Raw genomic sequence first — 20,334 nt, 5'->3', positions numbered from 1 at the left:
TGGTAAACAGCTTGCGTTGAGATCAAACATAGGAAAAGACACTGCTCTAAGGAGTCAGTGTCTTTTGTAGATAGATTTATTGAAAGCTAGATAACGATTTCGAACTAGGCAACACCTTGTCCTTGTTGTTGCTGTTGTTTCTTTACTCGTTGGATATCTAAACGAAGTAAGATAGAAATAACAAGCGCAACTCCAATTAATGTTGCAAAAACATAGAATACTGGAATGTAGCTTCCTGTTCTTTCTAATATTTGTGTTACAATTATTGGACCGAATACGCCGCCAAGAGACCAAGTTGTTAGTAAGTAACCATGAATGGCGCCAAGCTGTTTTGTTCCAAATAAGTCCCCTACAAAAGCAGGTAGATTTGAGAATCCTCCACCATAACAACTAACTACAAGTAAAATAAGGAACTGGAAGATAATAATGTTTGTAATTAACGGTAATGTTAAAAATGCTACGATTTGAATGACAAAGAAAATCATGAAAACAGTAGGGCGTCCTAAATAATCTGAAGCTGCAGCCCAACCAAGTCTGCCTCCACCATTAAAGATACCCATAATCCCTACCATCGTAGCAGCAGCTACTGCAGATAGACCAACGACTTCTTGGGCCATAGGAGAGGCAACAGAAATCATCATAATCCCTGCAGTTGTATTAATGAGCATCATTGACCATAACATCCAGAAACGTCTTGTTTTTACAGCTTCTTTTGCACTCATTTGAGCCAAATCTTGCTTCACTTCTTTTTTACCAGATGCAATATCTTTGATCATAGCTGCTGGCATCCAGCCTTGTGGTGGTGGTGCAATATAAGAAGCACCGATAATCATCAGGATAAAGTAACATGCACCTAATACATAAAATGTACTCATTATACCGATCGAACTCATTAGTGCATTTGCAACAGGTGCTGTTAGAAGAGCACCGGAACCAAAGCCAAGCACGGCCATTCCTGTAGCTAAACCTCGACGATCCGGAAACCATTTGACAAGTGTTGATACTGGTGAGATGTAACCGATACCTAAACCTAGTCCGCTCAGTAATCCATATGTAAGTAAGAAAAGTGGCAGTGAATCAATCATAACAGCTACCCCGGAACCAGCTTGTCCTAAACCAAACAATACAGCTGCAATCATTGCTGATTTTCGTGGACCACTTCTTTCAACAAAAGTACCGAACAATGCCGCAGAGGAACCTGCAAGACCCATCATAATTGTAAACGCTATCGTAATTTCTGTTGCCGACCATCCCATCGCGTCTCGTAAAGGGTTCGTGTAAACACTATAAGCATAAGCACCACCAATTGATAGGTGAATAAAGATAGCTGATAATGCAATTAACCATCTGTTTTTATTTGTTTTCATAAAAAATCCTCCTTCATGGATTAGTCGAAATATTTATACAAATAAGAATAAATTTTTTTAACTTAAAAATCAAACTAATGCAAAAAGTAAAATAATTCCAAAAATTCTGCTAATTCTTGATTGTGTTTGTATAGGAAACAATTTCATGCTGTTTGTACGTCTGAGAAAGAATTGAAGGTAAAACCTATAAATGCGACAATTTGTTTGTACATTTAAACCACTAATACGTGCAGTTAATGTTAGGAAAATGACAATTCATCTCTATCGAAGACAGGGTTCGCAAATAGTGAGCTATTTTTGTCTAATTATGGTGAAAAATGGGTGTATTTGATATAATTTAAGATAGAAAAAATGGGGGAATGAGAGGTTTTGTTTTATGGCAAAAGCAATGTTGTTCGATTTAGACGGTACATTACTACCTATGGATACCGATTCTTTTGTAAAACATTATTTAAAAGAGTTAGCTCCAAGAGTTTCACATATCATGGATTCAAATGAATTTCTACATGCATTATTAGCTGGAACAAAAGCAATGATCGAAAATATAGACCGTTCTAAAACAAATGAACAAGTATTTGAAGAGACATTTTTCTCAATCGCAAAGGTAAATAAGGATCAACTGTGGCCTACATTGGATCATTTTTATGAACATATATTTCCGGAATTTTCATCATTATGTAACCCTACACCAATTGCGAGACAAGTTGTAGAAGAATCGCTAAGACAGGGGTATCAAGTAGCAATTGCTACAAATCCTGTTTTTCCAAAATCGGCAATATATCACCGCTTAGCATGGGCAGGTGTTGCTGATTTGCCTTTTGATATGGTTACTGTATATGAGGACTGTATGTTTACTAAACCACATCAAGAATATTATAGTGACATATGTCAACGTATAGGAGTAAAACCAAAAGAGTGTATTATGATCGGCAACGATAATCAAGAGGATATGGTTGCTGGAGAAATTGGGATGAAGACATTCTTAGTCGAAGGCAATGTCATTGATCGGGGAACGACTGCATACCGAATTGATGACCACGGAACGTTAGACCAATTATATGAAAAGATGAAAAATAAGATGGGAATTTTTGCGTAACCAGGACAGAGAAACCACATGTATACGGAAACATTGGGCAAAATACAACAAGAATGTTTCATTTAACTATTTATCTAGGAAGGAGAGTATAATGGGAGAATTAATGATAGGGAATCCTGCACCAGATTTTTCATTAACAGCTACAACAAAAGAAAAAATTGCTCTATCTGATTTTTATGGAAAAAAGAATGTGCTTGTAGCATTTTATCCACTTGATTTCACACCTGGATGAATCAAAGAAATCACCTCTTGGAAAGAGGATTATAAGAAATTTGAGCAATTAAACGCGGAAGTATTAGCGATAAGTGTTGATCATATTTATTCTCATCATGTGTTTGCTGCTAGTCTCGGGACATTACCTTATCCGTTATTATCAGATTGGCATCAGCAAACTGTACGGGTTTATGACGTAAGAAACGAAGAAAAAGAAACGGCAATTCGGTCAGTTTTTATAGTAAATAAAGATGGAATTCTAACATTTAAGAATGAAGCGTTTGATGCCAATAAAAAAGAACATTATGCAGAGGTATTTACAGAACTTGAAAAGCTGAATTAGTAGAAAAAAATCCACTGCTACTAAAAAAAGTGCAGTGGATTTCTTTTAGGTTAGCATTATTTAAGCTGCTTTTTTATTTTTTTTAAACGTTGAAAGGAGTTTGTGTTCTGCATTGATGTTAACAAGTCCAATTCCAGAAAGAATTAGAAGAATACCAAAGATCGAACTAAAGTGAAGTGTTTCACCTAAGAAAATCCACCCTGAAAGAACCCCTACCACAGGAACAAGCAGCAATGAAATTGATGCTTTACCACCTTCACCGCGACCTAAAAGATAAAACCAAATGATAAAGGCCAAGGCTGAGGCGATACCACCTGAAAAAACGATGAAGATCATTGCATTAACGCTCCACGAAATTGTTTGTCCTTGCTCGAAGAGTAAGGAATAGAAAAGTAGCCCACATGCACCGATGACCATCTGATATGTTGTAAATTGCCATTTGTTGTGGCTATGAAGTACTTTTTTAACAATAATATTTGAAATAGCCCAAGCTACAGCACCTGATAATACGAATAATTGGGCTACGAGCGCAATACCCTGCAGTTCTAATTGTAATGGATTAATTTCCAGTACAAAAAAGAGCCCAATAATACTAATGAAAAGTGCAACAATCTTAATAGCTGTTAACCGTTCATTAATAAAAAAATGCGCAAATACTGCAAACCATATTGGCATCGTAAATGATAGTAAACTAGTAATTCCCGCGTCAATATATTGGAGTGCTTGTTGATTTAGTGTAAATACATAGGTTGTTTGCAGCAAGCCACAAATGGCATACCACTTCCAGTCCTCTTTTTTGGGGAGGGGGATTTTTTTATAGAAGCAAATAATAAATAAAATGAATGCCCCAAAGAAAAATCGAATGGCAGAAAACATAACAGGAGGAAAATAATCGAGTGCAGATTTCATTATAACCCAATTAAATCCCCAAATTAAACAAAGCAAAATCGTTAACCAAATCATCTCTTTCCCCCTTTCTTATATAATGTCTACATTTTCGGGAAAGGTATTTTAATTACCGTAGACAATTATAAAAATCTATCGTTTTATTTTAAAGATAAATGAGTTCTGGATTCAAGCAATAGTTTAGTTGTATTTATTGGAAATTGATAAAGGCCTCTGACTATTGAATAGTACAGAAGCCTTTATGAGTGGCTTGATTCATTTCTTTCAGTGTACTTATTTCAGATAAATCTAACAATAGTGTATGAAATATAACTTTTATCAATAATTGTTTAGTAGGTTTAGTAGCCGCGAATATATTGTTTAGGTAGCTCTATTTTTTTTCCTAAAACAACAGATGCGTTCAGTGCCCACTGAGGGTCACGAAGCATGCCACGTCCAACAGCAACCATGTCAGCATCCCCATTGCCAATCACTGAATTTGCAAGATAAGGGTTATCTAATTTTCCAACTGCAATGATAGGGATATCAAAAGTCTCTTTAAACTTTCTGGCAAATGGTACTTGGTACCCTGCATGTGTACTAGGGCGACCATGTGGCCCCATATTACCAGCAGCTGAAAGGGGGGCTTCCCCACCGGAACTTACGTGAAAAACGTCCACGCCTGCTTTTTTGTATTCTTTACAAATAGTAATCATATGGTCAACATCATAGCCGTCTCTTACATATTCTTTTGCCGAAACTCGCATTATTAATGGCATCTCAGCTGGCATTTCACTTTTGATTGCTTGAATGACTTCGACTCCAAATTTTGATAGGTCTTTTCCGTACTCATCAGAACGTTGATTAATGAAAGGAGAATGAAATTGATGAATGAGATAGCCGTGTGCACCATGGAGTTCAATCGTATCAAAACCAGCTTTCATTGCTCTTTTTGCTGCTTTTCTAAATTTTTCAACCATGTTTTTTATTTCATCAGTTGTTAATGCTTTTGGTTGATTAAAAGTATCATCAAATGGTGTAGTCGTTGATGATACAGGAACTTTAGCGTCCTGAGCTTTGCGACCGGCATGAGCAATTTGGATCCCTGTTTTGGCTCCATAGTTATGACATGAATCTACAATGCGAGCAAAGGCAGGTATATGATCATCAGACCATAAACCAAGATCAAAGTCAGAGATTCTTCCGTCTGGTTCTACATCAGTCATTTCCACAATGATTAATCCGGCTCCGCCAACCGCTCTTGAAGTATAGTGAACAAAGTGCCAATCATTAGGGATACCATCTTTTTTTTGAACAGAGTATTGACACATCGGAGGCAGAACAATTCTATTTTTTAATTCTAAATTTTTAATCGTAATCGGTGAAAATAAATTAGCCATTAATATGTACTCCTTCCTAATTTTTCCTTACTTAATCATAATCAATTACTTGAATTTGCGCAATGGAATCGTCTTGCTTATAACATCGAACAAAAAAAGGTACTGAATAATTCAGCACCTTTGCGCTTTTTATTTTAAGAGATCATGATCGACGTATCGCTCACCGTTTAGTTCACTAATGATGTTGATGGCTACATGGGCTCCATGCCCAGCAGTAATAATTGTATGAACACTGACACCAGCAACTGTTCCAGCTGCCCAAATACCTTCAATATTTGTTTTCCCATCTGCATCTGCATCTAGGACTGTTTTAATACGTGGCTCAGTACCAGGTTTTGTAGTCAGACCAATTTTTTCAGCAAGGTCTACAGCTAATCCTGTTGCAAGTATAACGTGCAATCCTTCAAAAGAATTATTTTCAGTTTGAACAGTAAAGGTTTTGCCTTCTTTGACAACCCTTGTTACTTCAGCTTGAACAATTTCTGTACCAAACTTTGCTGCTTGTTCTTTTCCTAATTCAAAAAGGTCTGGACCTGTTATTTCTTTAACACCGTAGTGGTTTTCAACCCAGGCTTTTTTTGTAATGCTCTTGTCGCTATCAATAAGAAGTGTTTTTTTACCGGCTTTTGCAGCGAATAGTGCTGCACTGGCGCCAGCAGGACCTGCACCAATAATGATAATGTCGTACATGTAAATACCTCCTAATTATATTTAAAGAAAAGTTTTAACGGAAATGGTTGCTATGCATACCTCTTCATATGCTAGTTTAATGAATGAAGTTTAAATAGTCAAATAATACAACACAGTCAAGATATTTGTAAAAAAAATTAACAAAACTTTCACAAAATCATTTAAAAATTTGTTGATTTCGTTTAGAATAAATCTTATCTAATATTTGCATAAAATTAAAAATATTTATTTTAAGGGGAAGTCAAAATGAATATTGAAAAAGAAATAACAAAGGAAGAGGAACATCAATTACATATATCATTAAAATCTTACTTTACTAAATTTAAAGGTGATACGAAGCCTGATTCTACGATCGAATTATCGGACAATATTATTGCAGCAGTAGGTGGGCTGATAGCGATAAGTATAATAAGTGCCTTAGCGGTTCCATTTGGGTTTCCAATGGTTCTAGGACCATTAGGTGCGAGCTGTTTATTAGTATTTGCTGCTCATGAGAGTCCATTTTCCCAACCTCGTCATCTTGTAGGGGGACATCTTCTTTCAACAACTGCAGCTTTAGTAATCCTTGATATTTTTGGAAGAAGTCATCTTACTATAGGTGTTACACTAGCTTTTGTTCTCTTGTTAATGGCTATTTCTAAGATGATGCATCCCCCAGCGGCAGCAAGTGCGATTGTTGCAATTAATACGGAAGCAGGGTGGGGGTTCTTACTAATTATTGTCCTTTGTGCATTATTATTAGTAGCAATTTCATTGTTCTATAATAATTTATTTAAGGAGCGGCAGTATCCGAAACAATGGTTATAGGTGTGAACATAAGATGAAGATGAATAGAGCAGTTGGATCATAAAGATTATGAACAGAAAAAAGGTAATTTGCTTCGAAAGCAAATTACCTTTTTGGTATTGCGGGGGCAGGATTTGAACCTACGACCTTCGGGTTATGAGCCCGACGAGCTACCGAACTGCTCCACCCCGCGCCGATATGAAAGTATTGGATGATGTCATGCTTCGAAGTCAGTTACACTGTTTCTTCCTTTACAGGTACTTCGAGAGGTTTTGTTAGCTTCTTCCTCTTCTAGTATCACTCTGTTGCATGTTGCGTCGAAGCGCTGAAGAATATACATAGGTGATAATCAGCGTGCTCCACCCCGCGCCGATATGTTGTTATCTGCTTACAAAAGATAGTATAACCAGTTTTCTTTTTTTTAAACACCGTGCACCTAACATTGTTACGAACACATAAACGTTACTTGTGTAGTTAGTTCGATCAGGTTCCCCTGCGGCACATAGAATGATCTACTTATGGCTGCTTCTTTCCAGATCTGACCAAGTTCATAGGTTTCTATTGCGCAGGCCCCAATTGTCAACACTACTTGCACAAGGCAGGCCTTACATGAATCGCACCGCTGCCAGGAATTCGATCCCGCTAAGGCGGATTGCGGGTAACAGGGCACCGCCAGCTCCCCATCTAGCACGGTATGTATTTGTAAATTGTTTCCCACTAATGCCGTTGCTCAAGCTGTTTTGAGAACCCGCTCACTCGCAGGTGGGTTTCCGCATGTTAATGTTCCTGCGATCCTAAGCTTAAAAAGGTTAGGCATGGCATCAATCAACAAATATAAGAATCCCTATAAAACAGTACGGTTCAAAACAAAATGAGCTTACGAACATCGTAGGATATGTTGTTGTCTTGTTTGTTAATGACAAGATTTATCTTACCGCAAAGTAGAACAGAATTCAAGTTCTGCGATGTGGTAATTGTTGGTGGAGGTTCATTTACATGAGGAAAGAGAGTTACGGCAAACTCTCTTTTCTTTTTAGTTTAGGCCGACTTTTTCTTTATTAATCACAGGCGACCAATATTTTGTTTTTTGTAATCGCATATCCAATATGATATTTCCAAAAGGTATAAACGCTGCTACGGTCGATGCAGCTAACCATTTGAATGACCATCTGATTTTGTATGTAGTATAGGCAACAACAAGCATATAAAGAACAAAGAATAGACCGTGAAGTGAGCCAACAATTGTAACAGCGAATGAAAATCCGGCAAGGTACTTTAGTGGCATCGCAATAAATAGAAGAATTAGCAAGGAAAGTCCTTCAATGAAACCGGTAATTCTAAATAGCCCTATTGGTGATTGAAACATAAAACATCCTCCTTTGTGATGGGTTGTTTAGCGTATTATACCATAATGAAACAGGTTAACACTATTGATATGGTGTTAAATAACCTATTATTTTAAAGTGTGGGAGGATATTGCAGGAACACTTCATAAACATATAGAAACTTGAGTAATGAAGGATAAAGTGTCAGTCATTATCATTGAACAAGCCTAAGAAAGGGTGAGCATAATGGACCAAACAGCAGCTAGTAAATTACTAAAGCATTTGAAATTACCAATTATTTGTGCTCCAATGTTTCTCGTTTCAAGCCCGCAATTAGTTATTGAAGCATGTAAAGCCGGTGTTATAGGTTCATTTCCGTTACTAAATGCTCGTTCGTCAACTGTGTTGGAAGAATGGATGAAACAAATTTCTCGTGAAGTTGCTTTAGCTAAAAATGAGAATCAATCAAAAAAAATTGCACCATGGGCTGTAAATCTTATCGTCCATCATACGAACAAAAGATTTGATTCTGATATGAAGATGATTAGAAATTATAGACCACCTATAGTAATTACTTCACTTGGTAATCCAAGTTCGGTGGTTAGTATTGTTCATGAGTATGGTGGCTTAGTGCTTGCAGATGTCAGTACATTAAAACATGCAAAAAAAGCTGCTCAATCTGGGGTAGATGGACTCATTCTAGTATGTAGTGGAGCAGGAGGGCATGCAGGAACGTATAATCCAATGGCTTTCATTCATGCAGTGAGAGAATTTTGGGATGGATTACTTATTCTGGCCGGAAGTATTTCGACTGGCAGGGATATTCTAGCTGCTGAGGTATTAGGTGCAGACCTAGCATACATGGGGACTCGTTTTATACCGACTACAGAGGCGTTTGCAAATAAGGCATACCAACAAATGATTGTTGATTCAACAATTGAAGATATTGTTTATACAGATGCTTTTAGTGGAATAAAGGCAAATTATTTAATTCCCAGTATTGAGAAAAATGGACTTAACCCAAATCATTTACAAAAAAAAGAATTGATTGATTTTTCTTCTATGACAAATCCAAAGATAAAAGCTTGGAAAGATATTTGGTCTGCTGGACAAGGGATTAGTTCAATTAAAACAATTGCTCCAATAGCACAAGTGATCAACGAATTAACAGAACAATATGAGCAGGAATTATTGAAGATGAAAAAAAGACATCCTTTTTAATTTTATATTAGGAAGAAATGATGAAGAAGTTATAAACATGATTTTCAGACAACATAACCCATGGACAATTGTGGTATATTTGTCTTTAGAAGGTGACACCAAGGAGTGGATTCTATGGACATTTTGATTAGTAATGCTAATATAAACTATCAGGATATTTATTTAAAATTAATTATAGCTTTTGTATTTGGAGCAATAATTGGATTAGAACGATCTCTAAAGCGAAAAAATGCATCGCTAAAAACAACGATTGTCCTTTGTATTACGAGCTGTATTGTTACCATTGTAAGTATATATTCAGCCCAAATCTATTCAGAAATGACAGATAGTACAATGATGGATCCATTACGGCTTGCTGCACAATTGATATCAGGGATTGGCTTTATAGGTGCAGGTGTTATTTTAGTTCGTAATAACGATGTCGTTTCAGGAATTACAACAGCTGCCATTTTGTGGGCTTCTGTTGGTTTTGGTATTGCGATTGGTGCAGGATTCTTTGTTGAGGCAGCAGTTGCTTTAATCTTAATGATGGTTGGGGTTGAGCTGTTACCGATTTTATTAAAATTAATTGGGGTAAAGCCGTTAAAAGAAAAGGAGTTAAAAGCTAGAATAATTGTTGATAATGAGGAGAAACTTACAGAGATTTTAAAAGAGATGAAAAAGAATAAAATGATTGCAAGAAAAGTGAGAGTCAGGGATTTAAAAGATCAAGAATATAAGCAATTAGACTTGATCATCTTAGTGCATGAAAAAAGCTATACAACCGATATCTATTTTCAATTAAAGCAAATAGAACATATAGTCAGTGTGGATATTGAATCTTTATAAATACACTAAAACACAAATAGAGAGTGAGGGCAGCCAGTGGGTACCCTCACTCTGTTTATTAGGATGGTTACAGGTACATGTAATCCATGTACTTTAGCTATTTATTTGTTTTTAATATCGATTTTTTTTAAATATTCCTACTTTTATCTACAAATTTTGTTAAAATAAAATTATATTTAGATATATTGGAGGGATACATATGGAAAATAATCATGTACTTTTGGAAGTAAAAAATTATGTCGGAATCATTACACTCAACCGTCCTGAAGCTGGGAATGCTCTTGATTTACAAATGGCAAAAGAGTTAATGGATGTAGCCATTCATTGTTCAGAGAATGATAACATTCGTGCAGTTATGATAACTGGAGCAAGCAATAAATTTTCGGTTGGCGGTGACTTAAAAAGCTTTGCAAGTGAAGGAGAAGAAATAGGCTCTCATTTGAAAGCGGTTACTTCATATTTGCATCAGGCGATTTCATATTTTGCTAGAATGAATAAGCCGGTTATTGGGGTCGTCAATGGAGTAGCTGCCGGTGCTGGAATGAGTCTTGCTTGTGCTTGTGATCTTGTCTATGCTTCAGATCAAGCAAAGTTTGTGATGGCATATAATAAAATTGGTTTAACACCAGATGGTTCAGGAAGTTACTTTTTACCACGATTGGTCGGGATAAGACGTGCGTTGGAATTAATGTATACAAATAAGCTATTAGACGCAAATGAGGCTAAAGAATGGGGAATCGTTAACCAAGTGATTGAGGATGAGCAATTAGCAGCTGTAGCTACTGAAGTATGTGAATCACTAGCTCAAGGGCCTATGAACGCTTTTGGTGCGACGAAAAAACTTTTCTCACATTCTTTACAGGAATCTCTTGAATCCCAAATGGCAATGGAAACAGACTATCTAGCTGAGAGAGCGACCAGCCCTGAAGGAAAAGAAGGAATATCGGCATTTCTAGAGAAGCGTCAAGCAAATTTTCTAAAATAAGAGTCAAAAAAGCCAAATCCTATTCTCAAACTTATTTGGATTTGGCTTTTGTTGTTTACAAACTGGATATTTCATTTTCTAACTGTTTAATTTCTCTGTGAATCAAAGTTAGCTCATCATTAATTTGTTGTTTTTTGGCGGGGTCATGCAGGTTTTCAGAAAGCTCTTTTAACTTTTCATCCATTCTGACTCTTAATTTAGAAATTTTTCCTTCTAATAAATTTCGTTGTTTTTCACTGTTATTTGTTCTCATGCTTTGTAATCGTTTAATTTCTTCTTGATGGTATTTAATCTTTTCATCAATTGTCTCACTTGTTAACAGTTTTGGATGATGGAAATGTAAGGGCTGTTTGTGATTTAAAAACGGATTCATTTGTTCAAAGAATGAATTCATTTCTTCATGGATTCTTTGAAACTCTTTATCCAAGTTTGAAACTCCACTGTTGGCTTTTAACTGTTGCCATATTTGATCGAATGCTTCTTGATCATTGTTTTTCGTCGCATTTTCTAGCTGTTTGGCATAATTATTAAAGGTTTCTTGATCGATTGAATTAGAAGAAAAACGATAAACAGAACCATTTGGTGCCTTCATCTCAAATGTTTGATAATTGTTCATCATTGAATTAAGAAAATTTTTGTTAAAAAAGAACGGAAACATCGTTGAATCCCTCCTGTTATAAAACAAGTTTGATCAATTTTGACCTTTTAGTTATTTTATACAAAATAATAGGTTTGTTGTCAATGAAAATGTAAAATATAACCTGCCTATTTTTCGTTATAACCTATGTAGTTTTTGTGAATTTTTTTGTTTTTAAGTGATTTGGGCAAACCTCTTAATTTCTCTAATTCATCGAGTTACGACTTTTGCTGTAAAAGATCAATCGATTTTCTTTTTACTGCATAAAATACTTTCCCGCACAATCGTTTAAGCTTTGAAATATCAATACGTTCCTTCACAGGTTCGTATGTTTCTAAAAAAGTAATTGCAGGGCAGGGGTATTGTTCACCGTTTTGATCGGTGATTAAATAATCACCAGGTTGCCCTTTTTTTGTACCGTCAGCCGTTTCAATAGTGATAGGGCGTGTAATTTTGACCGCCTCAATAACGACGGGTTTCCGCTTATATTTGGCCATAGGAATCAACTCCTTTCATTTTTACAATTATCAAACGAGTATTCGGCATCCAAAAATTATCGGTGTACTTCATTCTATTCATAGTTTGTTCAAACGTGATTGGTGCCACAGTGATTGGTGACAGACACCGCTTGTGGACAAAAAGGAAGTTTGTCTTTCTTGTGTGAAAGACACCGATTGAAAAAATAGTAGTTTTATAATATAGTGAAAATTAAGATATTTCCTGGCGGTAACCTGATCGACCGCTCGGTCAATTGTTTTGCATAATGTTACTACTTTTATATTAAGAGGAGGAGTTCGATGAAAGCGATCGTATTAAGAGAAATAGGTGGGCCAAATCAACTGAAATATGAGGAAGTAGCAATTCCATCTCCAAAGCAAGGCGAAGTACTAGTTCGTCTTAAGTATGCGTCATTAAATAGAAGAGACTTATGGATAACATATGGGATGTATCCGGGAATGAAACTTCCTTCAATTCTTGGTGCAGATGGTGCTGGTGAGATCGTGGCAGTTGGAGAACAAGTGACAGAGCATGAAGTTGGAAATGCAGTAGTTATTAATCCAGGATTAAACTGGGGAGACCATCCAGCTTACAATGGTCCGAATTTTCATATTTTAGGAATGCCAACCGATGGTACATATGCAGAATATGTAACAGTTCCTGCGGAAAACGTATTTCCAAAGCCAGAATATTTATCATGGGAGCAAGCAGCAGCCCTTCCTTTAGCAGGTGTAACAGCTTACCGTGCCTTAATGACAAGAGGAAATTTACAAGAAGGTGAAACCGTTCTCATTCCTGGAATCGGTAGTGGTGTAGCACTATTTGCTTTACAAATGGCTGTAGCGAAAGGTGCGAAGGTGTACGTTACTTCCAGCAGTGACGAAAAAATAGCTAAAGCAAAAGAACTCGGTGCAGCTGGTGGGGTGAATTACCGGTCTGAAAATTGGGTAAAAGAAATGAAAAAGTTAATAGGTGGTGCCGATGTGATTATTGATGGTGTTGGCGGTGAGAGCTTTAATCATATGCTAAATCTAGCCAACCCTGCAGGAAGAATCGTAAACTTTGGTGCGACAAGTGGACCGATTAAAGAGCTCGTTCTGCCTCGTATTTTCTTTAAGCATTTAGATATTAAAGGGTCGACAATGGGAAGTCCGCAAGATTTCCAAGAGATGCTTCAGTTTTTTAACGAACATCAAATTGCCCCGTATATTGATAAATGTTACCCACTAGAAGCTGCAGCAGAAGCACAGCTTTACATTGAAAAAGGGCAAAACTTCGGTAAAGTTACTTTGAAAATAGATAAATGATAGAGAAATAGTTAACCTTAGAAAAGAGAGTAGTTTGTATATGAAGCTACTCTCCTTTTTCATTGATAAATTGTATTTCAGATTGGTGAACTAATTCAACAGTGTACAAGTCTCTTTTTATTTCACAATAACCACTGTTATAAAGGTAATACAGCTCATAAATTTTCTGTTTGTATAATACCTTTCTTCCTGCTTCCAAAATAAATCCTCCTTCATTTTTCCTGCATAAAAATATTAACCTCTCATTATTAATTATAGAGTCTCAATATAAATTTTCTGTTGTTATTGTTTTAATGTTTTGTAAAGAGTAATCGGAAGTGATAGCAGGTTTTATAGAAAGAGGTTAACTTAGGAAAATGAGATTACACGCTGCAAGGAAAATAATGACCATGGCGTATTTTTGAATTTGTTCCCTCGAGATTTTTTCGAAAAAATGCAAGCCTATTTTCGTCCCAATGAGTACACTCAGAACCCCGATAATAAAGTAGAGGAGAAAGTTAGAATTGAGATCACCATGAGCTAAGTGCAAGACAATTGTTAAGAGATTACTTATAAAAAATGTTGTTTGCAAATTTGCGTTGTAGCTATGTTTTTCTTTATATAGCATCATAAAATAAAACACAAAAAAAGGACCGCCAACAGCAAATACACCACCTATAAAACCACCGATAAAGCCCAAAATAATCGGGACAATCGGATATATGATCGAGTAAGTGGCTTGTCTTTTCTTATTAAATAGTAGATAGAAGACCATCGAGATTAATAAGAATCCTAACCATTTTTTGAGAACGTCAATCTCATCAAAACTAGTTAGAAAAAGGAAAGAGAGGACTCTTCCACTTAATGCGGCAATTAAGATTACGATAAACCCTTTTAGTTCAATATATTTATACAAACGAATGACAACGCTTAATGATACAAGTGTAATCATTGAGATAACAAGTAATGAACTATCTTTCAGCGGTAAAATAAGCGGCAATAACCCCATAGCAAAAAGCCCCATTCCAAAGCCGCTAGAACTTTGGATGAAGCTCCCAATTAAAATAATAAGAAAAATAAAGATTAATTCCCAAAACATAGTTGTAACCCCTTCGTAGATGTATGATTTACTATTCTATCATATTCTGGTGACAGACACCTCCCGTGGACAAAAGGAAGGGAAGTGTCTTTCTATGGTGACAGACACCTAACCATTGTTCCTTGAATCATAACTACACTTTCTAATTCTAGTATGGACAATTGTTCTATCAAATCTTTTTCGGAGAGTTTTAGTTTATGAGAGAGAAGTTGAATCGAGATTGGCTCATCAGGTATGTTTAATAAGATTTTCTTTTGAATGGTTGTCAAGGTTGAAAGATGTGCGTTCGAAGGGGAACGATGCGAGGATTTGTTGGGGAGCTCTTTTGTCAGCCCTAGAGAGGAAGTGTTAAGTATGGGAGTTGCACCTTCTGTTAGGAGGGCGTTGGATCCTCTGGCTTCAGGGATATAGATTGAATGCGGCACGATAAAAACATCACGTCCTTGTTCTTTGGCGAAAGAAGCAGTAGTTAATGCTCCGCTATTTTCACTAGCTTGAATGATAATTATCTTTGTTGAAAAAGCACTAATTAAAGCGTTACGTTCAACAAAGTATTTCGGGTGCGGTCGTGTTCCTGGTGGATATCGGGAAATGACCGTTCCTTGCTCGATAATCATTTCAAACAACGATTGATGCTCTCTAGGATAGCAAAGGTCAAGACCATGAGCGAGGATGGCTATTGTATATCCTTTTGCATTTAAACAGGAACGATGGGCATAGCTATCGATCCCCTTGGCCAATCCACTAATAATTGGAAATCCGCCCTTAGCGAGAGCAGTACTTATTTCTACTGTAGCGCGCTTTGCCTCACTCGTACATCTTCTTGAACCGATGATTGAAACACCTCTTTCTACTAGTTCTGCCCCTCGATAATAGAGTAAAATTGGTGAACACTTGCATTCCTTTACCTTGGCAGGGTAGTTTTTGTTTTCGAATGTTAGAGTACCGATCTTGGTACGTTCTAAATTTTCAATAATTTGATAAGCGCGATCGAGCGGTTGTTTTTTTATTTTATTTGCTGTAGTTGCAGCAATTCCATCGATAGCCATTAGGTCACTTTTTTCAGCTTCGTATATCCTTTTTGGTGTTAGGAACGTTTGTAGCAGTCTTTTTTGTAAAACAGGTCCGACACCAGGGATTTCACTTAACCATATCCAGTATTTGAGCAAATTACTCTTCCTTTCATAGAAAATTGGTGATTTTGAGTTGTTTTAAATGTACGAGATATATAAGAATCTTTTATAGAAATCGTAGTTTGAACATTAAAATATAGCCATATTTTTTCGTTCGCGATCAAGATCACGAGACATGAGCGATGCCAAAATATCTTTTTTTCGAATCTCTTCTGATTGATCTAAATCTGCAAAGGTTCTTGAAACTTTTAAAAATTTATGTAAGGTTCGTCCGCTGTAATTGTAATAGTTATATGCCTTCTTCATTAAAGTCTCGCACTCCTCATTCAATTGGCAAAATTGCTGGAGTAATGAAGCATTTAATTCTGCATTACATCGAATTGGTAATCCTTTATAGCGAAATTGCTGAAACTCTCTTGCTAGTAAAACCTTTTCGCGAATTTGCTTTGATGATGAACTAGATTCATTGCATTCAAAAATGTTAATCGAGTTAACATATTTTTGAATGTCAATTCGATCCAAAATAGGTCCGGATAGTCGATTACGATATTTAAGGACCTCGTAATCACTGCAACGACATTTTTCTAATCCGAAGTAGCCACATGGGCACGGGTTCATGGCGGCTATAAGCATGAAATTTGCGGGGTAAGTATTTGAACTTTGTACTCGACTGATTGTTACTTGCCGGTCCTCCATCGGTTGACGAAGTGCATCAAGCGTTTTCTTAGGAAACTCTGCAATTTCATCAAGAAAAAGGACACCATTATGAGCAAGAGAAATTTCTCCTGGCATTGACAATGTACCACCACCAATTAAAGAATTTGTTGACGCATTGTGGTGAGGGGCACGAAAAGGGCGCTGCCGGATTAGTTTCCGATGATTCAGTTTTTTGGCAACACTATAGATTTTTGTAACTTCAAGAGATTCTTCTTCGTGCAATGGCGGAAGAATTGAGGGAACTCGTTGAGCAATCATCGATTTCCCACAACCAGGTGGACCGATCATGAGGAAATTGTGTCCCCCTGCAGCCGCAACAGTCATATATTCAATTAATGTTTGTTGTCCTCTTACGTCGGAAAAATCTATATTTTTGTCAATGGGTTCAAAGGGAGGGGTAGATTTCAATGGATAAGGGTGAGAGGGAGGATTTCCAGCTAATGTTTGGATGACATCATGAAGATTATGGCAGCCGATAACCTGTATTTCTTTCACTAATGAGGCTTCCTGTACATTTTCAAGAGGCACTATCATGTGTTTAAACTGTTGTTTTTTTGCTTCGATTGTCATCGGCAGCACTCCGGAACAAGGTCGTAAAACACTGTTAAGAGAAAGTTCGCCAATTACTGCAAATGAATCTAGGCTGATATTGATTTGTTTCGTTTGTTTTAGGAGTGCAATTGCCATTGGGACGTCAAAATGTGACCCGCTTTTTTTCATATGAGAGGGGGCTAAATTGATAATCATCTTCTGCTCTGGATATTGAAAACCACTAGAAATGATCGCTGATTCTAACCGTTCTTTTGCTTCTTTAACTGCTGTATCTCCTAAGCCAACGATTGATATTGATTTTATTCCACGTACTGTATCAGCTTCAACTTCTATCGGATAACCGTCAACACCTTTAATAGCAAAGCTAAAAATAGTAGCAGCCAATAAATCTACCTCCTTAAGTAATATTTATTATATAGAATAGCTAACGTTCGATTTGAATTTGACTAAAGGAATAGTATACTTCTGACTCAACAAAAAATTTATAGTAGTAAAGATGCGGTTCTGGAAAATAGGAAAGAATTCTTTTGGTGTGAACGTGGGGGTTTTGTTCGTGGAAAATGTATGCTTTGTAGCTGCTCCAACGGTAGTCTTCAGGTTTTATTACCATTTTTGCTACACAGGGGTTAAGGTGTATATACTTACTTACGTCGATTTCATATAGCTTTGAGTCAATCAGTTCGGCGTTATAACGACCTTGAAAGACATGCCCAACATAGTCGTACTTTTTATTAAAGTATTTGGCATAGGTAGTGTTGACTTTTTTCATTATGATGCTAATTTCATCATCAATGGTTTCGAGTTGGAGGTGAATATGATTGGTCATTAAGCAGTAGGAGTGAAGGAGGAATGGATAAAGGGTTCGTGTTTCTTCAAGGATTTCAAAATATTTGTTCCGGTCACCATCGTCAAAGAAGAGGGGACTTTTTCTATTTCCGCGTTTTGTAATATGGTACATCGCTCCTGGAAACCAGTATCGGTTTTTTCTCGGCATAACATCACTCCTTTTTGCAATTTTCACAATATTACTACAAATACTGATTTAAGTAAAGCTTTTTTTTGATTGGTGACAGACACCATTAGTGGACATTATGACAAAATGTCTTTTTGCGGTGACTGGCACTACGAAAAGGTTGTCATAAATGGAATGTCTCGGATCTATTTATATAGTAGTTTACTATTTTTGAAATGTTTTCATAGTGGTAAGGAGTTAAAGATAGTAGCCCCAGAGTGATAAACAAGTTGGAAATCGTGTGATTCTTCACATGTTTTCGTCCTAACCCTTATATACATATAGAAATGGCTTTATAGCCGGTCATCACGTAAAAAACAAAGAAAGATTGATTTTATAGAGGAGGAATGACCATGCTTCATATTGTTGCTTGTATTAAACAGGTACCTGATACGAAGGTCATCAAGATGAATCCAAAGACAAACACGATGGATCGGGCAAGTGCACCAGCCATTTTAAACCCGTATGATGCACATGCTGTAGAAGAAGCTGTTCGATTGAAAAAAAAATATGGTGGTAAGGTTTCGGTATTAACGATGGGTCCTCCGCCAGCAGTAAAAGCAATTAAAAAATGTATTGAAATTGGTGCAGATGAGGGCTATATGATCTCAGACCGTGCTTTTGCAGGGGCAGATACGCTTGCGACAAGTTATGCCCTTTATAAAGCATTGGAAAAAATCGGAAATATTGATCCGGTCGATCTGGTCATTTGCGGGAAGATGACGATCGACGGTGATACTGGTCAAGTGGGTCCCGGCATTGCTCGTCGACTTGATATTCCGCCGCTTACCTCAGTCAAAAAAGTGGTTGAGGTGAATAAGGAACAAGGGAAGATGATTGTCCATCGTAAGGTTGAGGATGGTCATGAAGTGATTCAATCAACGTTACCATGTCTCCTTTCTGTTGAAAAAGAAATCAATGAGATTCCGTATTCTCCGATGCCAAATATGTTAAAAGCAGCCAGGTATCAACCAACCATTTGGGCGGTAGACGATCTTGATGGAGTGGATCGTAAACAGCTTGGCTTAAAAGGATCTCCAACAATCGTTTCGAAAGTATGGGCACCAGAGAAACCAAAAGGTGGAAAAATGCTTACTGGATCATCAAAAGAGCAAGTTGAACACCTGTTAGGCATTTTGATGGAAAAGAAAGAACTGTTTCGACGTGAGGAGGGAGCACTGTGAACTTTGAAGAGTATCGTGATATTTGGGTTTTTATCGAAGAAAAAGAAGGTAAAATAGCCCCGGTTTCACTAGAGCTGCTTGGAGCGGGCAGAGCGCTTGCAGATAAACGTAGAGTTGGGCTTGCTGGTGTCTTAATTGGTGAAAATGTGACCGAATTAGCAAGTAAAGTGTTTGAATATGGAGCAGACAAATTGTATGTCTATGATCAATCGATTTTCAAACATTATCGTACTGAGACATATATGAAAGCACTGCTTCATTGCAGTGAGAAATATAAGCCCGAAGTAATCTTGTATGGTGCAACGGCAATGGGAAAAGATTTAGCCAGTGCGGTAGCAACAGATTTACCAACGGGATTAACGGCGGATACGACGATTTTGGATATCGAAGAAGATACTGGTCTCCTATTAGCAAGTCGGCCTGCCTTTGGCGGGAATATTATGGCAACAATTTTATGTAAAAAATATCGGCCTCAAATGGCAACGGTGCGACCAAAAGTCATGAAGGCACTTGAACCTGATCCGAGCCGAAGTGGTGAATTGATCAATGAGACTATTTCGTTAAGAGAGGAAGACATTCGCACAAAAGTGTTAGAAATTGTCAAAGCAACGACGAAAAAAGCATCTATCGATGAGGCGGATATTATCGTTGCCGGTGGTAAGGGCATGGGAAGTGAGCAAGGATTTGACCTTATTCGCAGGCTTGCGGATGTCCTAGGTGCTGCTGTAGGAGCGAGCCGCGATGTCGTCGAAGCGGGGTGGATTGACCATCACCACCAGGTTGGTCAAACAGGGGTTACTGTTACCCCTAAGATCTATTTTGCGATTGGTATCTCAGGTGCGATTCAACATATTGTAGGAATGCAAAATTCAGGTTTAATTATTGCAATTAATAAAGACCCAGATGCACCGATCTTTCAATCAAGTCATTACGGAATTGTTGGTGATGCCCATGAAATCGTCCCTTTATTAATCGAGCAATTTCAAAACCGGTGACAGACACCGCAAGTGGACAATAATAGACAATCTGTCCATGAATGGTGACACATGAATGGTGACAGGCACTTAAAAAAGACAT

Annotated in this window: 21 protein-coding genes, 1 tRNA gene and 2 other RNA genes; 9 read left to right on the top strand and 15 right to left on the bottom strand. The window is 37.2% G+C overall.

Going from position 1 to position 20,334, the window contains the following annotated elements:
• Window positions 1–104: 104 nt before the first annotated feature.
• Entirely contained in the window at window positions 105–1,367 is a 1,263-nt protein-coding gene (locus tag ACJ2A9_RS10555) for an L-lactate MFS transporter (protein WP_441421611.1), read from the bottom strand.
• A 376-nt stretch (window positions 1,368–1,743) separates the two neighbouring features.
• Here ACJ2A9_RS10555 and ACJ2A9_RS10550 point away from each other — a divergent pair, with 376 nt between their 5' ends.
• Window positions 1,744–2,463, top strand: a complete 720-nt coding sequence (locus ACJ2A9_RS10550; RefSeq protein ID WP_441421610.1) for an HAD family hydrolase — start codon at window positions 1,744–1,746, stop codon at window positions 2,461–2,463.
• 91 nt (window positions 2,464–2,554) lie between these two features.
• On the top strand, window positions 2,555–3,019 hold the full coding sequence (locus ACJ2A9_RS10545) for a redoxin domain-containing protein (protein WP_441421609.1): 465 nt from the start codon (window positions 2,555–2,557) through the stop codon (window positions 3,017–3,019).
• 60 nt (window positions 3,020–3,079) lie between these two features.
• Here the strand turns inward: ACJ2A9_RS10545 and ACJ2A9_RS10540 are convergent, their stop codons facing one another.
• The 3 genes from ACJ2A9_RS10540 to ACJ2A9_RS10530 all read right to left on the bottom strand — a co-directional run bounded on the left by ACJ2A9_RS10540 (window position 3,080) and on the right by ACJ2A9_RS10530 (window position 5,994).
• Entirely contained in the window at window positions 3,080–3,982 is a 903-nt protein-coding gene (locus ACJ2A9_RS10540; RefSeq protein ID WP_441421608.1) for a DMT family transporter, read from the bottom strand.
• Window positions 3,983–4,263: 281 nt separating this feature from the next.
• A complete protein-coding gene (locus ACJ2A9_RS10535; protein ID WP_441421607.1) occupies window positions 4,264–5,304 on the bottom strand; it encodes an NADH:flavin oxidoreductase/NADH oxidase in 1,041 nt (346 codons plus the stop codon).
• Between the two features lie 129 nt (window positions 5,305–5,433).
• The gene (locus tag ACJ2A9_RS10530) at window positions 5,434–5,994 is read right to left on the bottom strand and encodes an FAD-dependent oxidoreductase (protein WP_441421606.1); all 561 of its coding nucleotides are present in this window, start codon (window positions 5,992–5,994) and stop codon (window positions 5,434–5,436) included.
• A 246-nt stretch (window positions 5,995–6,240) separates the two neighbouring features.
• On the opposite strand from ACJ2A9_RS10530, the gene ACJ2A9_RS10525 reads away from it, so the two are divergent.
• On the top strand, window positions 6,241–6,801 hold the full coding sequence (locus ACJ2A9_RS10525; RefSeq protein ID WP_441421605.1) for an HPP family protein: 561 nt from the start codon (window positions 6,241–6,243) through the stop codon (window positions 6,799–6,801).
• 98 nt (window positions 6,802–6,899) lie between these two features.
• On the opposite strand, the gene ACJ2A9_RS10520 is transcribed toward ACJ2A9_RS10525, so the two are convergent.
• The 4 genes from ACJ2A9_RS10520 to ACJ2A9_RS10505 all read right to left on the bottom strand — a co-directional run bounded on the left by ACJ2A9_RS10520 (window position 6,900) and on the right by ACJ2A9_RS10505 (window position 8,146).
• Window positions 6,900–6,973, bottom strand: a tRNA-Met gene (locus ACJ2A9_RS10520).
• A 235-nt stretch (window positions 6,974–7,208) separates the two neighbouring features.
• Window positions 7,209–7,473: signal recognition particle sRNA large type (gene ffs / locus ACJ2A9_RS10515), an RNA gene on the bottom strand.
• 14 nt (window positions 7,474–7,487) lie between these two features.
• A non-coding RNA gene (gene ssrS / locus ACJ2A9_RS10510) (6S RNA) lies at window positions 7,488–7,678 on the bottom strand.
• Window positions 7,679–7,813: 135 nt separating this feature from the next.
• Entirely contained in the window at window positions 7,814–8,146 is a 333-nt protein-coding gene (locus ACJ2A9_RS10505; protein WP_441421604.1) for a DUF3817 domain-containing protein, read from the bottom strand.
• A 205-nt stretch (window positions 8,147–8,351) separates the two neighbouring features.
• Here ACJ2A9_RS10505 and ACJ2A9_RS10500 point away from each other — a divergent pair, with 205 nt between their 5' ends.
• From ACJ2A9_RS10500 to ACJ2A9_RS10490, 3 genes are all read left to right on the top strand, one after another.
• The gene (locus ACJ2A9_RS10500) at window positions 8,352–9,326 is read left to right on the top strand and encodes an NAD(P)H-dependent flavin oxidoreductase (protein ID WP_441421603.1); all 975 of its coding nucleotides are present in this window, start codon (window positions 8,352–8,354) and stop codon (window positions 9,324–9,326) included.
• 114 nt (window positions 9,327–9,440) lie between these two features.
• Window positions 9,441–10,154 carry an MgtC/SapB family protein gene (locus ACJ2A9_RS10495; protein ID WP_441421602.1) on the top strand — a complete coding sequence of 238 codons (714 nt, stop codon included), beginning with the start codon at window positions 9,441–9,443 and terminating at the stop codon, window positions 10,152–10,154.
• Window positions 10,155–10,353: 199 nt separating this feature from the next.
• Window positions 10,354–11,139 (top strand): enoyl-CoA hydratase/isomerase family protein, encoded by a 786-nt coding sequence (locus tag ACJ2A9_RS10490; RefSeq protein ID WP_441421601.1) that lies wholly within the window; start codon window positions 10,354–10,356, stop codon window positions 11,137–11,139.
• A gap of 55 nt (window positions 11,140–11,194) precedes the next feature.
• Here ACJ2A9_RS10490 and ACJ2A9_RS10485 read toward each other — a convergent pair whose 3' ends face one another.
• Both ACJ2A9_RS10485 and ACJ2A9_RS10480 read right to left on the bottom strand, forming a co-directional pair.
• Window positions 11,195–11,797 (bottom strand): hypothetical protein, encoded by a 603-nt coding sequence (locus tag ACJ2A9_RS10485; protein WP_441421600.1) that lies wholly within the window; start codon window positions 11,795–11,797, stop codon window positions 11,195–11,197.
• Window positions 11,798–11,994: 197 nt separating this feature from the next.
• Window positions 11,995–12,273 carry a hypothetical protein gene (locus tag ACJ2A9_RS10480; RefSeq protein ID WP_441421599.1) on the bottom strand — a complete coding sequence of 93 codons (279 nt, stop codon included), beginning with the start codon at window positions 12,271–12,273 and terminating at the stop codon, window positions 11,995–11,997.
• 300 nt (window positions 12,274–12,573) lie between these two features.
• Here ACJ2A9_RS10480 and ACJ2A9_RS10475 point away from each other — a divergent pair, with 300 nt between their 5' ends.
• Complete coding sequence (locus ACJ2A9_RS10475; RefSeq protein WP_441421598.1) at window positions 12,574–13,581, top strand: quinone oxidoreductase family protein; 1,008 nt, start codon at window positions 12,574–12,576, stop codon at window positions 13,579–13,581.
• 46 nt (window positions 13,582–13,627) lie between these two features.
• Here ACJ2A9_RS10475 and ACJ2A9_RS10470 read toward each other — a convergent pair whose 3' ends face one another.
• The 5 genes from ACJ2A9_RS10470 to ACJ2A9_RS10450 form a co-directional block, all read right to left on the bottom strand.
• A complete protein-coding gene (locus ACJ2A9_RS10470; protein WP_441421597.1) occupies window positions 13,628–13,780 on the bottom strand; it encodes a hypothetical protein in 153 nt (50 codons plus the stop codon).
• 144 nt (window positions 13,781–13,924) lie between these two features.
• Complete coding sequence (locus tag ACJ2A9_RS10465) at window positions 13,925–14,659, bottom strand: sulfite exporter TauE/SafE family protein (protein ID WP_441421596.1); 735 nt, start codon at window positions 14,657–14,659, stop codon at window positions 13,925–13,927.
• 92 nt (window positions 14,660–14,751) lie between these two features.
• A complete protein-coding gene (dprA, locus tag ACJ2A9_RS10460; protein WP_441421595.1) occupies window positions 14,752–15,828 on the bottom strand; it encodes a DNA-processing protein DprA in 1,077 nt (358 codons plus the stop codon).
• Between the two features lie 93 nt (window positions 15,829–15,921).
• On the bottom strand, window positions 15,922–17,445 hold the full coding sequence (locus ACJ2A9_RS10455) for a YifB family Mg chelatase-like AAA ATPase (protein WP_441421594.1): 1,524 nt from the start codon (window positions 17,443–17,445) through the stop codon (window positions 15,922–15,924).
• Window positions 17,446–17,485: 40 nt separating this feature from the next.
• On the bottom strand, window positions 17,486–18,055 hold the full coding sequence (locus ACJ2A9_RS10450) for a transposase (protein ID WP_441421593.1): 570 nt from the start codon (window positions 18,053–18,055) through the stop codon (window positions 17,486–17,488).
• Window positions 18,056–18,426: 371 nt separating this feature from the next.
• Between ACJ2A9_RS10450 and ACJ2A9_RS10445 the strand changes: the two genes are divergently transcribed.
• Window positions 18,427–19,257 (top strand): electron transfer flavoprotein subunit beta/FixA family protein, encoded by an 831-nt coding sequence (locus ACJ2A9_RS10445; RefSeq protein ID WP_441421592.1) that lies wholly within the window; start codon window positions 18,427–18,429, stop codon window positions 19,255–19,257.
• Complete coding sequence (locus tag ACJ2A9_RS10440) at window positions 19,254–20,252, top strand: electron transfer flavoprotein subunit alpha/FixB family protein (RefSeq protein ID WP_441421591.1); 999 nt, start codon at window positions 19,254–19,256, stop codon at window positions 20,250–20,252. Before ACJ2A9_RS10445 ends, ACJ2A9_RS10440 begins: the two co-directional genes overlap by 4 nt.
• Window positions 20,253–20,334: the final 82 nt, after the last annotated feature.

Origin of the sequence: Anaerobacillus sp. MEB173 (genome assembly GCF_052119505.1) — a bacterium.
Lineage (GTDB): Bacteria > Bacillota > Bacilli > Bacillales > JBJMAU01 > JBJMAU01.
Note: the sequence above shows the minus strand (reverse complement) of the source record. Positions and strands in the feature narration are given on the sequence as shown.